General features: G+C 62.0%; 13 protein-coding genes. 5 read left to right on the plus strand and 8 right to left on the minus strand.

Going from position 1 to position 19,936, the window contains the following annotated elements:
- Positions 1–33: 33 nt before the first annotated feature.
- Both AC06G5_RS21245 and AC06G5_RS21250 read right to left on the minus strand, forming a co-directional pair.
- Complete coding sequence (locus AC06G5_RS21245) at positions 34–9,267, minus strand: amino acid adenylation domain-containing protein (RefSeq protein ID WP_480458274.1); 9,234 nt, start codon at positions 9,265–9,267, stop codon at positions 34–36.
- 257 nt (positions 9,268–9,524) lie between these two features.
- A complete protein-coding gene (locus AC06G5_RS21250) occupies positions 9,525–10,259 on the minus strand; it encodes a thioesterase II family protein (protein WP_413422547.1) in 735 nt (244 codons plus the stop codon).
- Between the two features lie 302 nt (positions 10,260–10,561).
- Between AC06G5_RS21250 and AC06G5_RS21255 the strand changes: the two genes are divergently transcribed.
- Both AC06G5_RS21255 and AC06G5_RS21260 read left to right on the plus strand, forming a co-directional pair.
- The gene (locus AC06G5_RS21255; protein ID WP_480458275.1) at positions 10,562–10,951 is read left to right on the plus strand and encodes a hypothetical protein; all 390 of its coding nucleotides are present in this window, start codon (positions 10,562–10,564) and stop codon (positions 10,949–10,951) included.
- 11 nt (positions 10,952–10,962) lie between these two features.
- Entirely contained in the window at positions 10,963–11,595 is a 633-nt protein-coding gene (locus AC06G5_RS21260; protein ID WP_480458276.1) for a BRCT domain-containing protein, read from the plus strand.
- Between the two features lie 38 nt (positions 11,596–11,633).
- Here the strand turns inward: AC06G5_RS21260 and AC06G5_RS21265 are convergent, their stop codons facing one another.
- On the minus strand, positions 11,634–12,617 hold the full coding sequence (locus AC06G5_RS21265; RefSeq protein WP_413422541.1) for a GlxA family transcriptional regulator: 984 nt from the start codon (positions 12,615–12,617) through the stop codon (positions 11,634–11,636).
- A gap of 88 nt (positions 12,618–12,705) precedes the next feature.
- Here AC06G5_RS21265 and inhA point away from each other — a divergent pair, with 88 nt between their 5' ends.
- Complete coding sequence (gene inhA / locus AC06G5_RS21270) at positions 12,706–13,392, plus strand: isonitrile hydratase (RefSeq protein WP_413422539.1); 687 nt, start codon at positions 12,706–12,708, stop codon at positions 13,390–13,392.
- Positions 13,393–13,685: 293 nt separating this feature from the next.
- On the opposite strand, the gene AC06G5_RS21275 is transcribed toward inhA, so the two are convergent.
- Positions 13,686–14,168, minus strand: coding sequence for an SRPBCC family protein (locus AC06G5_RS21275; protein WP_413422537.1), 483 nt, complete (start codon positions 14,166–14,168; stop codon positions 13,686–13,688).
- A gap of 198 nt (positions 14,169–14,366) precedes the next feature.
- On the opposite strand from AC06G5_RS21275, the gene AC06G5_RS21280 reads away from it, so the two are divergent.
- Together AC06G5_RS21280 and AC06G5_RS21285 are read left to right on the plus strand one after the other, a co-directional pair.
- Positions 14,367–14,765 (plus strand): GFA family protein, encoded by a 399-nt coding sequence (locus AC06G5_RS21280; protein WP_413422535.1) that lies wholly within the window; start codon positions 14,367–14,369, stop codon positions 14,763–14,765.
- 66 nt (positions 14,766–14,831) lie between these two features.
- A complete protein-coding gene (locus AC06G5_RS21285) occupies positions 14,832–15,236 on the plus strand; it encodes a lysozyme inhibitor LprI family protein (RefSeq protein WP_413422533.1) in 405 nt (134 codons plus the stop codon).
- 131 nt (positions 15,237–15,367) lie between these two features.
- On the opposite strand, the gene peaD is transcribed toward AC06G5_RS21285, so the two are convergent.
- From peaD to peaA, 4 genes are all read right to left on the minus strand, one after another.
- Positions 15,368–16,486 (minus strand): quinohemoprotein amine dehydrogenase subunit beta, encoded by a 1,119-nt coding sequence (gene peaD, locus AC06G5_RS21290; RefSeq protein ID WP_413422531.1) that lies wholly within the window; start codon positions 16,484–16,486, stop codon positions 15,368–15,370.
- A 24-nt stretch (positions 16,487–16,510) separates the two neighbouring features.
- Positions 16,511–16,834: a quinohemoprotein amine dehydrogenase subunit gamma gene (qhpC, locus tag AC06G5_RS21295; RefSeq protein WP_008016081.1), complete on the minus strand. Its 324-nt coding sequence runs from the start codon at positions 16,832–16,834 to the stop codon at positions 16,511–16,513.
- A gap of 1 nt (position 16,835) precedes the next feature.
- On the minus strand, positions 16,836–18,266 hold the full coding sequence (peaB, locus tag AC06G5_RS21300) for a quinohemoprotein amine dehydrogenase maturation protein (RefSeq protein ID WP_108231965.1): 1,431 nt from the start codon (positions 18,264–18,266) through the stop codon (positions 16,836–16,838).
- A gap of 82 nt (positions 18,267–18,348) precedes the next feature.
- Complete coding sequence (gene peaA, locus AC06G5_RS21305) at positions 18,349–19,929, minus strand: quinohemoprotein amine dehydrogenase subunit alpha (protein ID WP_413422528.1); 1,581 nt, start codon at positions 19,927–19,929, stop codon at positions 18,349–18,351.
- Positions 19,930–19,936 lie beyond the last annotated feature (7 nt).

A 19,936-nucleotide genomic window follows, 5' to 3' on the forward strand; every position in this document is an offset into this window, starting at 1 on the left:
TGACGGCGACGCTCAAGGGCGCCGCCGACTGAATCAGTCCGCTGCGGATTGCGCTGCCGGCGCGCCGCGGTTCGCCGAGCGGCGCTTGATCGCCATGGCGCCACCGAGCAAGGCCTTGCGTTGCTCGCTCAAGCGCGCATCGGCGCGGCGTTGCACGTCGCTGGCCAGGTTCAGCAATTCGCCCACCTGCAACTGATCACGGCGCAACTGCGCCTCCAGTACCGCCTGAATCTGCTCGAACAGACTTTCCAGCGTGCTCGGCAGGTACTGGCCGGCCGGTGTCTCGAAGCTCAGGTGGATGTGCTGTGCGTCGTTGTAGAACGCAGCGACCATGCCGATCTCGGCGGCCTGTCGCCCGGACGGGAAGTCCTCGACTTGCAGGCCCTCCATCGACGGCAGGCGACCAACGCCTTCCTGGTAAATCAGCTTGATGTCGAACAGCGGCGAACGTCCGGCGCGGCGCGGCAGGCGCAAGGCCTCCACCAGACGCTCGAACGGCAGGTCCTGATGGTCCGAAGCCTCCAGTACCGCCCGGCGACAGGCGTCCAGCAACTGCGCCGCCGACTGTTCGGCATCGACCTCCACTTGCAGTACTAGTTGGTTAACGAAGAAGCCGACCATTTCTTCAAGCCCGGCTTGATTTCGGTTGGCGATATCGGTGCCGATGCGCACACGACTGACCTCGGTACGCTGGCGCAGGACCAGGGCGAAACCGCTCAGCAGCAGCATGAACAGCGACACATCGCGCTGCTGGGCAAAGTCGCGCAACTGCTGGCTCAGTTCGGCACTGAAGGTGAAATGCGCGCCGGCGCCTGCTTGCGCGGTGCGCTGGTCACCATCGGCGGGCAACGCCAGCACCGCTTGTGGCTCAGCGAGGCGCTGCTGCCAGTAATCGAGCTGGCGCTGCAGTTCACCGCCCTGCTCCAGCCACTGGCGCTGCCATTTGGCGAAGTCGGCGTACTGCACGCTGTGCGCCGGCAGTTGCGGGGTTTCGCCACGGCTGAGGGTTGGATACAGCGTGACGAATTCATTGATCAGGACACGGAACGACCAGTCATCGGCGACGATGTGGTGCACCGTCAGCAACAGCACATGCTCATCCTCCGCGACCCGCAGCACTCGCACCCGCAGCAACGGACCGTGGCGCAGGTCGAATGGCCGGGCGACTTCTTCGCCGGCCAGCTGTTGTGCTTCGGCGTCCGGCGCCGGCAGGTGCCGCAGGTCGCTGTCGACAAAGCTCAACGGCAGTTGCGGATGCACCCGTTGCCAGGTCTGGCCGTCTTCTTCGTAGAACGTGGTGCGCAATACCGAGTGACGCTGCACCAGGGTTTCGAAGGTCTGGCGCAGGGCGTCGAGGTTCAACTCGCCCCGCAGGCGCAAGGCACCCGGCATGTTGTACATCGAACTGTCCGGTTCCAGGTTCCACAGGAACCACAAGCGCTGCTGGGCAAAGGACAACGGCTGGCGTTCGCCAGAGGTGTCGGCCACCAGCGCCGGGCGCTCACAGGTGTGTTGCAGCGTCTGCACTTGAGCGGCGAAATCCTCAAGGCGCGGATGTTCGAACAGGCTACGCAGGCTCACTGAAAGGCCCAGGCGCTGGCGGATCTGCGAGACGATTTGCGTCGCCAGCAACGAGTGCCCGCCCAATTCGAAGAAGCTGTTTTCGCGGTCGACGCGACTGACTTGCAACACCTGCTGCCAGATCTGCGCCAGTTCGATTTCCAGTGCCCCTTGTGGTGCGCTGCCGGCTTCGGCCTCCCAGACCTGCGGGGCCGGCAACGCGGCGCGGTCGAGTTTGCCGTTGCGGTTGAGCGGCAACGCGGCCAGCAACACCAGTTGCGCCGGGAGCATGTAGTCCGGCAGGCGCTCGCCCAAGGCGCGACGCACGGTGTCGGTGAGTTGACGCGCATCCGCGTCCAGCAGTTCATCTGAAGCTGGCACCACATAGCCGATCAATTGCTTGCCGCCGACGCCCTCGTGCACCAGCACCGCGGCTTCGCTGATCATCGGCAGGCCTTGCAGGTGCGCTTGCAGCTCACCCAGCTCGACCCGGAAACCGCGAATCTTCACCTGATGATCGATACGCCCCAGGTATTCCAGCGCACCGTCCTCGCGATAGCGCGCCAGGTCGCCGCTGCGGTACAGCTGCGCACCCGGATTGGCGGAAAACGGATCGGCGATAAAGCGTTCGGCGCTCAGGCCCGGTCGCTGGTGATAGCACTGGGCAAGGCCGGCGTCACCGCCGATGCACAACTCGCCGACACAACCGCTCGGCAGCAGGTGCCCTTCGCTGTCCAGCACATACAACGCGCGACCGGGCAGCGCTTTGCCGATGGGCACGCCAATGTGATTGCGGGTATCGGCCAATGTGCATTCGTGGGTACTGGAAACGACGGTGGCTTCGGTCGGGCCATAGGTATTGAGCAGGCGCACATCGCCCAGACCGGCCGCGTGCCACAGCTTCAAACCTTCCAGCGACATGGCCTCGCCACCGACGTGGACCTGACGCAGACGCCCCTTGTCCCGCTGAGGCTGGGCGGCCCACTCCTGAGCCAGCAGGAACCAGTAGGCTGCCGGCAAATCGGCCAGGGTCACGTCGTGCCGGATGATCTGCCGATAAAGCGTGTCGGTGTCCCACAACTCATCGCCGCGCATCACCAGCGCCGCGCCAACGCACAGTGGCGGGTAGCACTGCTCGACAAAGCCGTCGAAGCTGAACGTGGCGAATTGCAGCACACGGTCTTCAGGGACCAATTGCGAATAGTCCGCCGCGATCACGCAAAACTCGCGTAGCGCGGCATGGGCCAGGCATACGCCTTTCGGGCGTCCGGTGGAGCCTGAGGTGTAGATCAGGTAGGCCAGGTCTTCGGCGCTGGCGAGGTTTTCCAGGTTTTCCGTGGAGTAACCGTCGGCGCCCGGCTCCAGCGTCAGGCGCGGCAAACCTTGCGGCAACGCTACATCGGTCAGCAAGCCCGGTTGCGCCAGCAGCAGGTCCATGCCGCTGTCTTCGATCATGTAGGCCAGGCGCTCGGCCGGGTAATCCGGATCCAGTGGCACATAACCGGCGCCGGCCTTGAGGATGGCCATCAGGCTGACGATCATCTGCGCATTGCGCCGCACCGACAGGCCCACCCGCTGCCCCGGTGCCACACCGTGAGCGCGCAGGCGATGGGCGAGCTGATTGGCTTGCACGTTGAGTTGGGCGTAGGTCAGGCGCTCGTCACCCACCATCACCGCCAGTGCATCGGGCGTGCGTGCCGCTTGCTGTTCGAAACGCTCATGGACCAGCAACGGACTGTCGATTGGCGGCGCAGGCAGACGGGAACACGCCAGCATCTTTGCCTGTGCCTCAGGGTTCAGTAGGCTGATCGCGCCCAGCGCCTGTTGTGGCTGCGCGATGAATTGCTCCAGTACATGCAACAGGCTGGCGCCCAACTGGCTGATCTGCGCGGCACTGAACATGGCCCGGTCGAAACTGAAATCCAGACGCAGGTGGGCACCGACTTCGATGCCGAGGGTCAGTGGATAACTGGTGATTTCGTGATTATGCAGCGCGCCGAAGGTCAGGCCCGCCGGCGCCCCTTGCTTGAGGGCTTCAGCCACCGGGAAGTTTTCGAACACCAGCAGGCTGTCGAACAGCGCCCCTTGCTGTCCGGCCCAGCCCTGAATGTCGTACAGCGGCACGTGCTCGAACTCGCGCAGACTCAGGTTCTGGGCTTGCAGGTCCTTGAGCCACTGGGCCACGGACTGGCCTGCTGGCGGACTGGCAATGATCGGCAAGGTGTTGATGAACAGCCCCAACTGCTGCTCGATGCCCGGCAGTGGTGCGGATCGTCCGGCAATCGTTGCACCGAACGCCACACAGGCCTGGCCGGTGTAGCGCTGCAACAACAGGCCCCAAGCACCTTGCAGCAAGGTGTTGAGAGTGATTTTCTGCTGGCGGGCGAAGTCGCTCAGACGCTGTAGCGCGGCATTCTCAAGGGTCAATTGATGTTCGCCCATGCCGCGTCCATCGGCGTGCGTCGGCAAGGCTTGCGCCAGCAGCGTCGGCGTTTCCAGCGCCGCCAGCGCTTGCTTCCAGTACTGCTCAGCGGCCAGCAGCGGCTGCTGTTGAATCCAGCCCAGATAATCGCGGTATTGCCCCAACGGCTTGGCCAACGTCTGGCCGGCATAATGCTGGAGCACTTCGCCGAGCAACTGGGCGTTGCTCCAGCCGTCCATGAGGATGTGATGGCTGGTGTAGATCAGGTGCCAGTCTTGCGCACCCTGACGCACCAGCATCAGACGGAACAACGGCGCGGCACCGAGCTCAAAGCCACAGCTGCGCTCCTCGGCGGCCAACGCATCGAGGTCAACGTCGGCCGCTTCGATCACTTGCAGTTGCAGGTCGACCTGGCGATGAATCACCTGGTGCGCAGACTCCAGTCCCAGCCAGTGGAAGCTGCTGCGCAGGATGTCGTGACGGTTGATCGCCGCCTGCCAGGCCCGGCCGAATGCCGCCAGTTCCAGCCCCTGGATATCCAGGCGCAATTGATTGATGTAGGCCTCGGCCTGGGGTTCGTACAGGGTGTGGAACAGCATGCCCTGTTGCATCGGCGTCAGCGGGTAAACGTCCTCGATAGCCGGTGCCGGGACAGGCAAGGCATCGAGCTGGGCCTGAGTGATGCGCGCCAGCGGGAAGTCCGACGGTGTGACCTGGCCTGCCGCTGTCGTGCAGCAATGTTCGATCAGCGCCTTGAGCTCTTCGGTGTAAGCGTCGGCCAGTTGCTGCACCGTGGATTCGGCAAACATGTCGCGGCTGAAACCCCATTGCAGCGAGAGCTGCCCGCCATACACCTGGCCTTCCACCGTCAACCAGTTGGCCAACGGTGCATCGTCGCCCTGAGCCTGGCCGCCGCTTTCCGCGGCCGGTACGAACAGCGCAGCGTCATCGAACTGACGGTCGAACTGCCCCAGGTAGTTGAAGGTGATGCGCGGTGCCGGCAAATGTTGCAAGGCTTCGCGCTGCGCCGGTTCACCGAGGTAACGCAGCACGCCGTACCCCAGGCCTTTACCGGGAATGGCGCGCAGCTGCTCCTTGATCGACTTGATTGAACTGGCCGCCCCGGCCTCGGGTTGCAGGCGCACCGGAAACAGGCTGGTGAACCAGCCGACGGTGCGGCTCAGGTCGAGGTCGTCGGACAGGTCTTCGCGGCCGTGGCCTTCAAGCTGGATCAGCGTCGAGCCCTGCCCGCTCCAGCGGCAGATGACCCGCGCCAACGCTGTGAGCAACAGATCATTGACCTGGGTGCGATAGGCCGCTGGTGCCTGTTGCAGCAACTGGCGGGTCAGTTCGGCGTCCAGTTGCGATTCGATCCTGTGCCCGTGGCGATACTGCAAACTGCCCTGCGGGTTGTCACACGGCAGGTCCCGGGCATCCGCCAATTGCGCCTGCCAGTACGGCATTTGCGCACCGACTGTGCCGGCATGTTGTTGCAGATGAACGGCCCAGGCTTGATAAGCGCTGGTTTTCTCGGGCAACGCCACTTGCCGGTAAGCCTGTTGCAAATCTTCGAGCAACACCCGCCACGACACCCCGTCCACCGCCAGGTGATGGACCACCAGCAGCAGTCGTTGGCTGCCATCGTCGAGGCTGACCAGCAAGGCGCGCAGCAGCGGCCCGCTTGCCAGATCGAGGCTGCGTTGCGCCTCATCGCACAGGGCGGTCAAGGCTTCGCTCGAAGACGCCCGACGCAGCCACAATCCAGCGCACTCGACCGGCGCTGCATGGCGTTGCTGCCAGCCTTCGGTACCGTCGATGAAGCGCAGGCGCAAGGCATCGTGGTGGTTGATGACGGCGACCAACGCCCGTTCCAGCGCTTGCGGATTCAGCACTTCCCGGGGCGTCAGCAGCAGCGACTGGTTCCAGTGCTGACGCTGGGCGATGGCCTGTTCGAAGAAGTAATGCTGCGCCGGGGTCAGGATCACCTCGCCACTGACCGGGCCTTGATCGATGGTGCTGCGGCTGTCGAACGCCGCGACCAGCGCCAGGCTGCGTACGGTCTGGTACTGGAACAGGTCACGCGGACTGAGGCGAATGCCAACCTGGCGGGCGCGGCTGACCACCTGGATGGAAATGATCGAGTCGCCGCCGAGCTCGAAGAAATTGTCTTCAAGGCCCACACGTTCTGCGCCCAGTACGTCCTGCCAGATCTGCGCCAGCGCGGACTGCATCGCATCTTGCGGCGCGACGAATGCCTGCTGTGGCGCGGCGTCGGGTTGCGGCAAAGTCTTGCGGTCGAGCTTGCCGTTGGCGGTCACCGGCAAGGCGTCCAGCGGCATCAGGTAGGTAGGCACCATGTATTCCGGCAGGCTGCCGAGCAGCCAGGCCTTGAGGGTTTGTGGCCACTGCGGGTCGGCACTGGCGTTGTCCAGCACCAGATACGCCACCAGATGCTTGCCGCCCTGCACCAGCACCACGGCCTCGCGCACCAGCGCATGCTGCATCAGCCGAGTCTCGATTTCCCCCAGCTCGATGCGCAGGCCGCGCATTTTGACTTGATGGTCGAGACGCCCGAGGTATTCGATCACCCCATCGGCGCGCTGCCGAACTCGGTCGCCGGTGCGGTACAAGCGCGCGCCGTCATGGAACGGGCACGGCACGAAACGCTCGGCGGTGAGCGCCGGACGCCGGTGATAACTGCGCGCCAGGCCGGCGCCGCCAAGGAACAACTCACCCGCCACGCCGGCCGGAACCGGCAGCAATTGCGCATCCAGCACATGGGTGCGCAGGTTGGCGATGGGCCGGCCGATGGGCACGCTGGCGGCACCCTCGTCGATGCAGGTCCAGTGGGTGACGTCGATGGCCGCCTCGGTCGGCCCGTACAGGTTGTACAAGCCGGCGCCCGGCAGCTTCTTGAAGACCTGCAACTGGGCATCCAGCGGCAAGGCTTCGCCGCTGCACACGATGCGCTTGAGGCCAGTGCAAGCCTCGACACCCGGCTCGTGGATGAACGCCTGGAGCATCGACGGCACGAAGTGCAGCGTACTGATGTCGCAGCCACCGATGAGGCGGATCAACTGCGCCGGTTCACGGTGCGCCCCCGGCGGCGCCACCACCAGGCGTGCGCCGGTCATCAGCGGCCAGAAAAACTCCCAGACCGAAACGTCGAAACTGAACGGGGTTTTCTGCAGCACCGAGTCGCTGCCGTCGATTGAATAAGCCTGTTGCATCCAGCACAAGCGGTTGACCAGCGCCGCGTGACTGTTGCCGGCACCTTTGGGCTTGCCGGTGGAACCAGAGGTGTAGATCACATAGGCCAGGTTCAACGGATGCACGTCAACCTGCGGGCAAGTCTCGCTGTAGCCATCAATCCAGTCTTGCGCCTGGTCCAGGGCGATGACCTTGACACCCTTGGTGGGCAGTGTACCGAGCAACGAGCTTTGCGTGAGCAGCAGGCCAATCGCGCTATCGTCGATCATGTAGGCCAGGCGATCCGCCGGGTACTCCGGATCCAGCGGGACGTAAGCACCACCGGCCTTGTGAATCGCCAGCAGGCCGATGACCATGTCCAGCGAACGCTCGACACAGATGCCCACCAGCACATCCGGGCCGACGCCCTGCTCGCGCAGGCCGTTTGCCAGTTGACTGGTGCGGGCATCGAGTTGCGCGTAGCTGAGCTGACGCTCGCCGAATACCAGCGCCGGCGCGTCAGGGGTGCGTCGGGCCTGGGCCTGGATCAACTGATGCAGGCACTGATCGACCGGATACACCTCGGCGGTGCGGTTCCAGTCTTGCACCAGTACTTGCTGCTCATCCGTCGTCAGCATCGGCAACTCGCCGATTTTTTGCGTCGAGTCGTCGACTATCGCCTGCAACAGGCGCGTCCAGTGCCGGGCCATGTGCGCGATCGTCTCGGCCTTGAACAGGTCGCTGGCATACGTCAGCGCGGCGTGCAGCTTGCCGCCCTTCTCCCAGGTGTCGAGGGTCAGGTCGAACTGGGTGGTACGGCTTTGCCAGTCGATGCTGCCCAGCACCAGGCCGGATGCGGTGCTGACCGAGGCCATGTCGGCCACGTGCGGCTGGTGGTTGTACATCACCTGGAACAAAGGCGTGTGGCTAAGGCTGCGCTCCAGTTTCAGCGCTTCGACCAGGCGCTCGAACGGCAGGTCCTGATGGGCCTGGGCACCGAGGGCGGTTTCCTTGATGGCGCGCAGCAGGTCGTCGACCCGAGTCTGGCCGTCCAGTTGGGTACGCAGCACCTGGGTGTTGACGAAGAAACCGATCAGGCCTTCGATTTCCGCGCGGTTGCGGTTGGCGATGGGCACGCCGACGCGGATGTCGGTTTGCCCGGTGTAGCGATGCAGCAAAGCGTTGAAGGCACCGAGCAACAGCATGAACAGGGTGATGTTGTGCTTCTGCGCGGTGCTGCGCAGTTGCTCGGCCAGTTGCGCCTCGACCGCGAACTCGTAACGGGTGCCGCGATAGCTCGGCATCGCCGGGCGCGAATGGTCCAGCGGCAATTCCAGCACCGGATGTTCATCACCCAATTGCGCCTGCCAGTACGCCAGTTGCCGCGCCTGCTCGCCCGCCTCCAGCCAGCGGCGCTGCCACAGGGCATAGTCGCTGTACTGGATCGGCAACGGTGGCAGATGCGGCTGAGTGCCGGCATCGAAGGCGTCGTAACAGCGGATGAATTCGTCGATCAGCACGTTCATCGACCAGCCGTCGGAGACGATGTGGTGCAGGGTCAGCAACAGGACGTGCTCTTGTTCGGCGAGCTTGAGCAAGGTGACCCGCAGCAGCGGACCGGTCGACAGATCGAACGGCAGCAGCGATTGCTGTTCGGCGGTTTGCACCACGGCCCGTTCGCGTTCCTCGGCAGGCAGTGCGCTGAAATCTACCTGTTCGATCAGCAGCGGCGCCGTGGCAGGCACTTGCTGCAAGCGGTCATCGGCCTGACGCTGGAACACCGTGCACAGGGTTTCATGCCGCGCCACCAGGCTGGCGAACGCCTGTTCCAGCGCCGGCAGGTTCAAGCGCCCGGTCAGCCGTACCGCGCCCGGCAGGTTGTAGGCGCCGCTGTGCGGGTCCAGTTGCCAGAGAAACCACATGCGTTGCTGGGCGTACGACAGCGCCTGGCGATTCTCGGCCTCGATGCCGGCCGGAATCGGAAAACGGGCGAAATCCACGCCCTCCTTGTGCAAGGCCGCAAGGAACAGCTGGCGCTTTTCCAGGGGCAACCCGATAAACCGGCGAGCAAGTTTCAAGGAGTCTTCAGCATTCATCTATCAGCATCCGCATCAGTAGGCAGGAGGCGCAAAGGCGCGTCGTCCCTATAAAACGAATGCAGGCGGGAAAAATTAGCGGAGGGGAACAAGTATCAGGAGGGCTGTAGAACGCGGGTTACAAGAACACCACCCCCCCTTGTGGGAGCGGGCTTGCTCGCGAAGGCGGTTCATCATTCAACATGGATGTTGGCTGAACCACCGCTTTCGCGAGCAAGCCCGCTCCCACAGGAATCAGGTTAAATTTGCGAGCGGTGTCAACCAACAGCTGCCATGGAATGCCGCCGATGATGCACCTCCAGCTGATCCTTGATCACCCGCAGCACCCTGGCCTCTTGCTCATGGATGAAGAAGTGTCCGCCAGCCAGCATGTCCACCGAAAAGCTGCCACGGGTTTCCTGGCTCCAGCCGATCAACTGCTCGGTGGTGGCGCGATCGGCCTTGCCGCCCAGCACGTGCACCGGGCACTTGAGCAACGGGCGCCGGACCGGTTCGAAACGTCCGCACAACAGGAAATCCGCACGCAATACCGGCAGGGTCAGGCTCATCAACTCTGCATTGGCCAGGATCTCTTCGCTGGTGCCGTTGAGGGTGCGCAATTGCTCGATCAGTTCGGCGTCGGTCCTGGGCTGGGCAAAGCCCCGATCGTAGTCGGCGCGCATCGTCGGTGCGGCGGTGCCCGAGGCGAACAGCGCTACCGGTTCCGGGCAACCCAGCGAGCGGAACGCGTGGGCCATCTCGCAGGCCAGCAGCGCCCCCATGCTGTGCCCGAACAATGCGTACGGCGCCTTGAGCGTGGCCTTCTGTTCGTGGGCCAATTGCAGCGCCAGACGGCGCATGTCGGTGTGCAAGGGCTCGCCGTACCGTGCGCCACGACCCGGAAGCTCCACCGGTTGCAGCGTGAGCCACTCCGGCAGCTTGCGCCGCCAGCGGCTATAGACCATGGCACTCGCGCCCGAATAGGGCAGGCACAGCAATGTCAGCGGGGTCACCGGGCTTTCCTCGAAGTTTGTCTGTCTGGAAAACGGATGGGGTGCCCAAAGAATTAGCCATATGAATAACTCTGTAGGAGCGAGCTTGCTCGCGAAAGCGCTATGTCAGGCACTGATGATGTCGACTGACACACCGCTTTCGCGAGCAAGCCCGCTCCCACATTTGATTGGTGCAGGTAGTCCTTTGTGGGAGCGAGCCTCCCTCGGAATACCTTGTTGCCAGCCATGACATCCCCACCTAACATCCTTGATGAACGGGTACAGCGGAGCTGTGCAGAACCACCCGAATTCAAGGAACCAGAATGACCCAACGCATCCATCGCAGCATCGACGCCCCTCTCCGAACCGGTTTGAACCGCAAAGAACTCTGGGAGGCCGACGACAAGGGCCTGATCAAATGCTGGGAAGTCGGCCGCCAGCGTGCCGCCCGCTTCCCCGACCTCGCCCGACAGTGCCTCGCCGGCGAGTTGCCGGTACTGGGCTGGAAAGGTGGCGTCAGCCGCAGCCTGAAGAAACTCGAAAAATATGGCTCCCTCAAATACCTCGCGCAGTGGCAAGGGCTGCGCGGGGAAGATCTGGATGTTGATTTGAACCAGGAGCGGGCGCTGACTTGCTCGCGTACCGGGATGGTGGTGACGTTTACACCGGATCGGGCGAAGTATTTCAATCAAATAGCGGAAGTTGAATCCTAGGAGCAGGGACGATGGTCGATTTGCATCAGGAATTTCAAAACAGTGGATTCTTCCACGAAGCACGCATTGATAGACGTTCAGCCGACGCGTTGGTCGGCATTACGGCTGGACTCGCTGCCGATGGCCAGATCAACCAGCAGGAAGCGGAGTTTCTCAAGAGCTGGATTGAAGTTCATTTGTGTCATTTGGGTGATCCGGTCGTGAACATCCTCTACAAACGCCTCTCCGATATGCTGAGTGATGGCGTGCTGGACTCCGAAGAATCGGCAGAGCTACTGGATATGCTGCACCAGTTTGCAGGTCTGCCGGTTGGCTCTGACCAGATCTTCACAACGCCTTGCAGTCTTCCACTCGACAACCCTGCACCCACACTGAACTGGGTTGATCGGGTTTTCCTGTTCACCGGAGTCATGGCTTACGGTCCGCGCAAGGAATGTGAATCGCTGATCGTCGAACGCGGTGGCCTGATCGGTGGTTCGGTCAGCAGAAAAATCAACTATCTCGTGGTGGGCAGCATCGGAAACGATCAGTGGCTTCATAGCACTTATGGAACCAAGATCAAAAAAGCCGTTGAGCTACGAGAGAGCGGTGTTCCTATCGCGATCATCAGTGAAGAACACTGGCAAAGGGTGCTGTTCGGGTGACCGTGGGGTAACTGCATCAGGCTCAGGCTAAAAGATGCTCAACGCTCCACTGGATCTGCACCAACACTGACCGAAAACCGCTCCCGATAAGCCTGCGGCGTCACGCCCATGGCCCGCAGGAAGCTGCGGCGCAGGGTTTCTTCGCTGCCGAAGCCGCATTGCACCGCCACCCGTTTGATCGGCACGCCGGTATCGCTGAGCAGACGCCGTGCGGTTTCGACGCGGATCAGTTCGATGGCCCGGGCCGGGGTCTGGCCGGTGTCGGCGCGGTAGTGGCGCACGAAACTGCGTTCGCTCATGCCGGCCTGCAAGGCCAGGGTCGGGATGCCAAGGTCCTGGGTCAAGTTTTCGCTGATCCAGGCGTGAAGTTCGTCGAAACGGTTGCCTTCCTGTTGCAGTGACAGGGTAACGCTGAATTGCGACTGGCCACCCGGGCGCTTGAGAAACACCACCAGTTGCCGGGCGACTTCGAGGGCCATGGTGCGCCCGAGGTCTTCTTCGACCATGGCCAACGCCAGGTCGATGCCGGCCGTCACCCCGGCCGAGGTCCAGACCGGGCCGTCATTGATGAAGATCGGGTTGGGCTCGACGTGCAGTTGCGGGTGCTGCTGCGCCAATTGTTCGCAGCGGGTCCAGTGGGTGACCACGCGCCGGCCATCGAGCCAGCCGCTGGCCGCCAGCAGAAACGCACCGGTGCACACCGAGGAAACCCGCCGGCAGCCACGGGCATGTTCGCGCACCCAGGCGACCAACGGCGCATCTTGCGCCGCTGCGTAAACCCCCCAGCCACCGGCGATGATCAGGGTATCGGTGCCCTCATCCGGCAACGGCTCGGCCAACAGCGCCAACCCCGCCGACGACATCACCGCCCCGCCGCCGCTGGTAATCACCGTCGGTGCGTAGGGTGGCGGCAGGCCTTGCTGACGGGCTATGTCGTTGGCCGAAGCGAAAACCTGCAACGGCCCGGTGACGTCGAGTATTTGCACGTTGGCGAAAGCGAGTACATGGATGGTTTTCGACATTTGGCGTAATTCGTGGGGATATTGGCGTATACGCCAAAGCCTACGGGCCTACAGTCAAACCGTCCACCCACTTCACGAGAAAAACACCATGACGCTGCAGATCGGTTTTCTGTTGTTTCCACAGGTTCAGCAACTGGACCTGACCGGCCCTTATGACGTACTGGCCTCTCTGCCGGATGTGAAAGTGCATCTGGTCTGGAAAGACCTGGTGCCGGTCACCGCCAGCACCGGCCTGCTGTTGAAACCGACCACCACCTTTGAAGACTGCCCGGCGCTGGACGTGATCTGCGTGCCCGGCGGCAGTGGCGTCGGGCCGTTGATGGAGGATGACCAGACCCTTGGCTTTCTCAAGGCCCAGGCGGCCAACGCCCGATACATCACTTCGGTGTGCACCGGCTCGCTGGTGCTGGGCGCGGCGGGATTGCTCAAAGGCAAACGCGCCACCACTCACTGGGCGTATCACCCATTGCTCAAGCCGCTGGGCGCAATCGCTGTGAACGATCGGGTGGTTCGTGACGGCAATCTGTTGACTGGTGGCGGCATCACCGCCGGTATCGACTTCGCCCTGACCCTGGCCGCAGAGCTGTTCGACCAGGCCACCGCCGAACTGGTGCAGTTGCAACTGGAATACGCCCCGGCCCCACCGTTTACCGCGGGCAGCCCCGAGACGGCCCCGGCCAGTGTGCTGGATGAGGCTCGCCGGCGGGCTGCCGGCTCATTGAAGCTGCGGGCGGAGATCACCGAGCGCGCGGCGGCGAAACTCGACCGACAGTGAAAAATGGCGGCAGGAACCGGGTTCCTGCCGCCACGACTTTTCCTGCGCCCACAAAAAAACCCGCCGAAGCGGGTTTTTCCAAGACCATGACGACTCCTTGTCGCAGCGTTCCTTGCATATGGTCGATCATCCATGATCCTGAGCACATCCTGTGCTTCAGTGGGTGAGGCCAGAATACGCATCGGATCCAATTTGTAACAGGCGATATCGCTACCATCGCGTGTAAGACATTGGCTATAAACCACCTTCCGAAAACCCTTGGACGCCTCAGGCCAGGAGGCCGCGAGTTTCGCTCAAACACCCTGATGTTCGTGTGCCTTGGCCAGTAGAAACTGTTCGATATTGCTCATTTGTTCATCCCAGCCGCGACTGTCCATACGGAATGCCTTGAGGCGGCGATGCTGGGGAACATGGTCGAAACCGGACTCGGAGACGTGGAGCAACGTGCCGTCGTCCATATCCTCAAGTTCGAATTTCACCAGTGTGGTGGGCTCCTGGGAGTAATCGAAATCAGGCTCTACCGCATACGGATGCCAGCGAAACGAAAACAGCCGTTCCGGTTCGACCCGCTCTACCAGTACATTCCAAAGCAAATGCTCATAACCGGGATAGGTAATCTGCCCCTGGGTCCACTCGCCTGCCACAAAGCGCTTGCCTTCCAGCGCCACGCCAAACCACTGTCCGAACATTTCGGCATTGGCCAGCGCACGCCAGACCTGTGAACGCTTGGCTTTAAGCAGGACTTTCCTTTCAATGCGATCAGATGCTGGGTTCATAAGTCACCTCCTGTACTTGAACAGTAGGTCAGTAAGACCACAAGACCAACCCTAAAGTTGTACCAATCGGGATGAGCAATCAACCATACCTGAGATATTCGGTTGCATTTGCGGTGATAAGTTCTGGGGCAATCACAAAGTCAGAGGGACGAAGCTGCTAACGTTCTCCCTCGAAACAGCATCGAAAAGGATAGCTACATGACAAAACTGCGCGGCAGTTGCCTGTGCAAGGCCATCGAATACCAACTTGATAGCCTCGACATGCCCATCAGCCACTGCCATTGCCAAACCTGCCGCAAGGCACACGCAGCGGCTTTTGCATCGACTGCCGGGGTGATGCGCGAGCACTTTCGCTGGATCAAGGGGCAAGACCGGCTGACGAGCTACGAATCGTCACCGGGCAAGTTTCGGCATTTCTGTTCGGCCTGCGGTTCACACCTGATGGCGGAGCGTTCGACCCAGCCCCATGTGATTGTTCGGGTGGCGACACTGGACGATGACCCGAAACTGACGCCACAGGCGCATATCTGGACATCCCATGAGCAGCCTTGGCTTGAATATGAGTCGGTAAAAAAGTACCCGCAATGGCAGACGTAGATGACTGAACTTTCCACAGCGCTACACTGCACCCCCAAACTTCCCCTGTCACAGCGAGTTTCTGCCATGCACGCACGTTTTCTCCTGGCACTGACGCCTTTGTTGTTCACCTCCCTGGCCCATGCTGCCGTGAACTGCGACAACGCCACCGACCAGACCACGATGAACCAGTGCGCGGCGCAACAGCATGCGGCGGCGGACAAGGAATTGAATGCGCTTTACCAGCAAATCACTTCGCGCCTGAAGGGCAATCCCGACAGCAAGAAGTTGCTGGTGGGAGCGCAGCGGTCGTGGATTGCGTTTCGCGATGCCGAGTGCAGGTTCTCGGCGTCAGGGGTGGAAGGCGGGAGTGTGTATCCGCTGATCTACGGCAATTGCGTGACTGAGTTGACCAAGGCGCGGGTGGAGACGTTCAAGACTTACCTGAAGTGTCAGGAGGGAGATTTGGCGTGTCCGGTGCCGGGGGTTTGATTCTCTAGCGTCTGTCAGGGCCTCTTCGCGAGCAAGCCCGCTCCCACAGTTGACCGGGTTCTTTCAGCAAGAAAGCGATCAAAATGTGGGAGCGGGCTTGCTCGCGAAGGCATCAGCTCAATCGCTGCAAATTACCGGACAAACACCTGCGCCGTGGTAATCGCCATGTCCCCGCCCGGCATCTTGATGCTGCCGATCTGCTTGAGGCTGTCGGCATCGAAGATCGCCACGTCGTTGAACGTCCCGGCCAGGTAGATTTTGCTGCCGTCCTTGTTGAAGGAAATGCAGTAGTAGGAATGATCGAGCGTGGCGGACTGAAGCATTTTCTTCTGCTTGATGTCGTACTTGGCCAGTCGGTTGAGCACGCCAAACATCAGGTTCGGGTCCTTGGGCGAGCGCATGCCGCTGAAGTAGATTTCCGTCAGGGGCCCGAAATCGGTGGTTTCGGTCTTGCCGGTCTTCAGATCGACGCTGAACAGGCCGTACAGGTATTCAGCGGTGGCCGGATCCTGCTTCTTGTCCTTGAACTTCGCCGCGGTGTACAGCAGCGAGAAGTCATGCCGGTACGTCTGCTGGTTCCACACGTAGAGCACGTCCGGCGCGCTGTAGTTCGGGCGTTTCCAGTGCCGGCTGGGGATCAGCACGTCGAACTTGCCGGTCTGCACGTTGACCTTGTAGACATCCGCCCCCGCCACGTACAGCGTGCCGTCGTCACCGCTCTGCATGATGGTCAGCTGCCGCGGCGCCGGGAAACTGCGCACGGGTTTGGCGTCCATGCCACCGTCGGTCTTGTACACATCGAGTCGAGGCTGCTGCACTTCATAGTGATCGTTCATCATCAGCGTCGGATTGGCGATGGTGAACAGTTCCTTGCCGTCATGGCTGAGGGTGAAGGCGAACATGGACCGCGCTTTCTCACCGGGCTTCTGGGTGATGCTGGCGTGGAACACCTGTTTGCAGTTGTCCAGTTCGACACCGTAGACATCCGCATAGTGATTGTTCAGCACGTAGGCGGTCTTGCGGTCCGGCGACAGTTGCACGGTGCCGGGGCCGAAGGCGTCGGGCATCTTGCAAGTCTTGAACAGGGTGTCGGTGGCCAGGTCGATCACGTGCAGGTTGTTCGGGTAATTGGTGGTCAACATGTACTCGTGACCATCCTGAAGAGCAGTGTTTTCGTCAGCCAGAGCATTGACCGAACAGGTGCTCAGGACGGCGAACGCGGCCAGGCCGCAGGCTTTGATGCTGTGCATGCTGGAATCCTTCTTCTTATCTGATCACTTGTCTTTGGGGAAGACAGTGCCGAGGTTGCGCCAGTTGTCGTTGGAGGCTTGCGCATCCTTGTTCCAGTCCGGGTAGGTGCTCATCATGTCGGGCACCTGGGCCGGCCACCAGCACGGGTCGGAGCAGCCATACAGGTCGGCCTCCATCGGCTGGCACAACGACGACACACCGCCAAACGCATCGATTTCCCAGCCCGGGTCGGTGGTCGACGCACAGCCCGCCACGGAGCTCATCGCCACCACTTCTTCAATGCGGTTCTCGTCCGCGGCCTGATCCAGCTTCAACGCTTTGTTATTGATTGCCTTGAGATGTTTCATATCAGTGAGCCTTGCGCGGAGTGATGTAGCTGCTGATGAACGCAGGGTTATTGGCCATGATCCGGGTGTAGACCTCGATGCCGAAGTCGACCCAGTCACGCATCAGTTCGCAGTAGTGATAGGTCGGGTGCGTCGGATCGCCGTAGCGGGCGTAGCTTTCGTGGTAACAGCCTCCGGAGCACAGGTTGCGGATCTGACAGTCTTCGCAGCCAGTGTTGGTGCGGTCCAGGCGCTGGGACAGGAAGTCGTTCAACTCCACCTGCTTCACACCGCTGTGCACGTTGCCGAAGGTCGGCAGGCTCGAACCGGTAAAGCGGTGGCACAGGTTCAGCTCGCCCTTGTGATCCACGGCCAGCATTTTCAGGCCAGCACCGCAGGGCAGGGCTTTCTTGTGCCCTTCGTGGATGTCGGTGATCAACTGGTGCAGGTTGGAGAAGCCGATGTTGCGGTGCTCCAGCGCCGCCTCCAGGTAACGCTTGCCGAGTTTTTTCATGTTGGCGAACACCTGCACCAGTTCATCGCTGGTGAGGTTGAAGCTGCTGATGTCGCCGGAGGTCACCGGGGCGAAGCCGACTTCGGCGAAACCCAGTTCGTTGAACAGGTGATCCCAGATGGTTTCGACGTCGGTCACGCCGGTGGTCAGGGTCACCCGCGCACCCACCGGACGGCTGTTGTAGCGCGACAGCAGCATTTCGGCCTTGCGCCGCACCACGTCATAGGTGCCCTGCCCGCCCACGGTGATGCGGTTGCGGTCGTGCACGGTTTTCGGACCGTCGATGCTCACTGACAAGCCAAAGCGGTGGGCGTTGAGGTAGTCCACGGTTTCTTCGGTGAGCAGCGTGGCATTGGTGGTCATCACGAATTCGACGAACTTGCCGGCCTCGCGAAAACGCTTCTCACAGTAATCGACCATGTACTCGATCAGCTTGCGGTTGCTCAGCGGTTCGCCGCCGAAGAACACCACGGTGAAACGCTCTTCGTCCGGGGATTCGCGCAGCAGCATTTCCACCGAAGCAATCGCCGTTTCGACATCCATCTTCTTGCCCGCCGACGGCTTGTCGAGGTCTTCCTTGTAGCAATACGTGCAGCTCAGGTTGCAGCCCGTGTTGACGTTGAGCACCACGGTGTTGATCGCCGTGCGCTCGACCCGCTTGGTGGCGATGTCCGGGGTCAGTGGCGAGCCGTCGCTGACCAGTTCCAGAGCCATCAGCTCGCGCAGGGTCTCGGTGATTTCCTCGCCGTTGAAACGCGCGGCCAGGCGCTGGATCAGGTCGTCCGAGGAGCAGCCGGGGCCGCGCAGGGTATCGATGATGGTGCCCGTCAGTTCATCGCTGGCGAACAGCGAACTGCTGGGAATGTGAAACAGCATGCGGTCGGCATCGACCTGCACTTCGTGCAGGTTGCGTTCGACCAGATTCAAGATAGCGCCCATGGCAAACCTCCTGTGCAGGCCCCGTTTTGCGGGGCTTGCGATCATTCCGAAAAGTGTCTGATGCGATTGACGTTCAGCCAACTCATGGAATGGGTGGATTGTTCCAGCGTTGCACGGTCACGATCATATGGCCCTCGCCGGTCAGGGATTTTCCTGCGTCGTCAACGGCGGCGATCACCTTGAGGTTGCCGGCATTGTTGGTGGACATCTTGCGTGCCGGGTTCGGCCCGGCATCGCCCGGGGTGAACACGCCAGCGTCGGCCTGCATGGTGCCGGCGAACTTGACGTCTTCGTCTTCCTTGGCGCGGTCGTCGAAGGCCTCGACCTTCCACTGCGCCGGGAACACGCCGATGCGATACGGTTTGCCATCGGTGCCCTTGCCCCAGGCTTCCGCGTCAAAACGGCCCTGGACTTTCGGTGTCGAGCCACCGCCCTCGCCAATCCGCGCCACCGAGAACTCAGGCACGACCTTGACCGCATCGATCTTGCTGTAGACCGAGAGCTGCGGGCCTTTCAGCGTACCGATAGTGACCGCGCGCGCGCCCGGTTGGGCATTGGCCGCAGCCTTGAGTTTGACTTTGATCTGCTCCGGACTCTGCGAGACGACTTCGAGCACTTCCACGCCTTTGCCGAAGTTCGGTTTGCCGGTCAGGCCACTGCCGATCAGGGTCACTTCGGTTTCGCTGCCGGCCTTCACGTAGCCCGGTTGCACCGCCAGCAAACGCTGGGAACCCTGTTTGGCGGCGACGAAGTCCAGGCCGCGCTCGTCGTGCTCGGCCTCGAACATCCGGCCCTGCATCGCATTGCCCTGGGCGGCGAACACCTGGCGCATGGTCACGCCATCGATGGTCACGTTGCCGCGCCATTCATAGCCGGTGTAGAGAATCGCGCTACCGTCGCCATTGAACGGGCTGCCGTCGGCGTACTGGCCTTTGACGCTGACCTTGAAGGTGTCGTTGCCATCGGCACTCACAGTCATGACACCGGCCAGTTCACCCTTGCCCGGCAAGTGACCGCTGAAACTCCAGTCGCCCACCAGCGCATCGGCCTTGGGCGCCACGCTCTGCCATTTTTTCCAGGCCGGGTTGTCCAGCGGATAACGCTTGGCCAGCAACGGCACCATGTCTTTGCGGGCGATGTCGAACCAGTCGCGGTCGCGAGCCAGCGCCTGATACTCCAGGGACGGCCACTGACCGAGGTGGAAGTTCACCAGGCGTTCCCACTCCTGCGCCGGGCGCCGTTGCAGGGCCACCCGCGCACCGGAGTGGCAGCGGCCGCACATCTGGCTGTGCTGGTCGTCAAATTTCTCGACCGTGTTGAGCCGCCGTTCCAGCGCATAGCGCACGCCATCGGTTTCGCTCGGCGCCAGGCCCTGGGTATCGGCCAGGTACTTGACCAGCGTGCGCCGGTCGTCATCGCTGACCTGCAAACCGTGCATGGTCTGCATCCGGGCAATGCTCATCAGCCAGCCTTCCGGCGTCTTGCGCTGATGGCTGATGCGACTGAGGGCGTTATCGGCTTCGGGGGTGTGACAGCCCTGACAGGTTTCCTTGAGGATGGTCTGGGCGTCGCGGGCTGCCAGGCTATGAGGCGAATGCAGCGCTACACAAGCGGCTACGGCCAGCAGGCTGGCGCTCATGCCTGATCGGAGTTTTCTCTTCATCAACGTC

This window comes from Pseudomonas sp. WT-JTC, assembly GCF_056711565.1.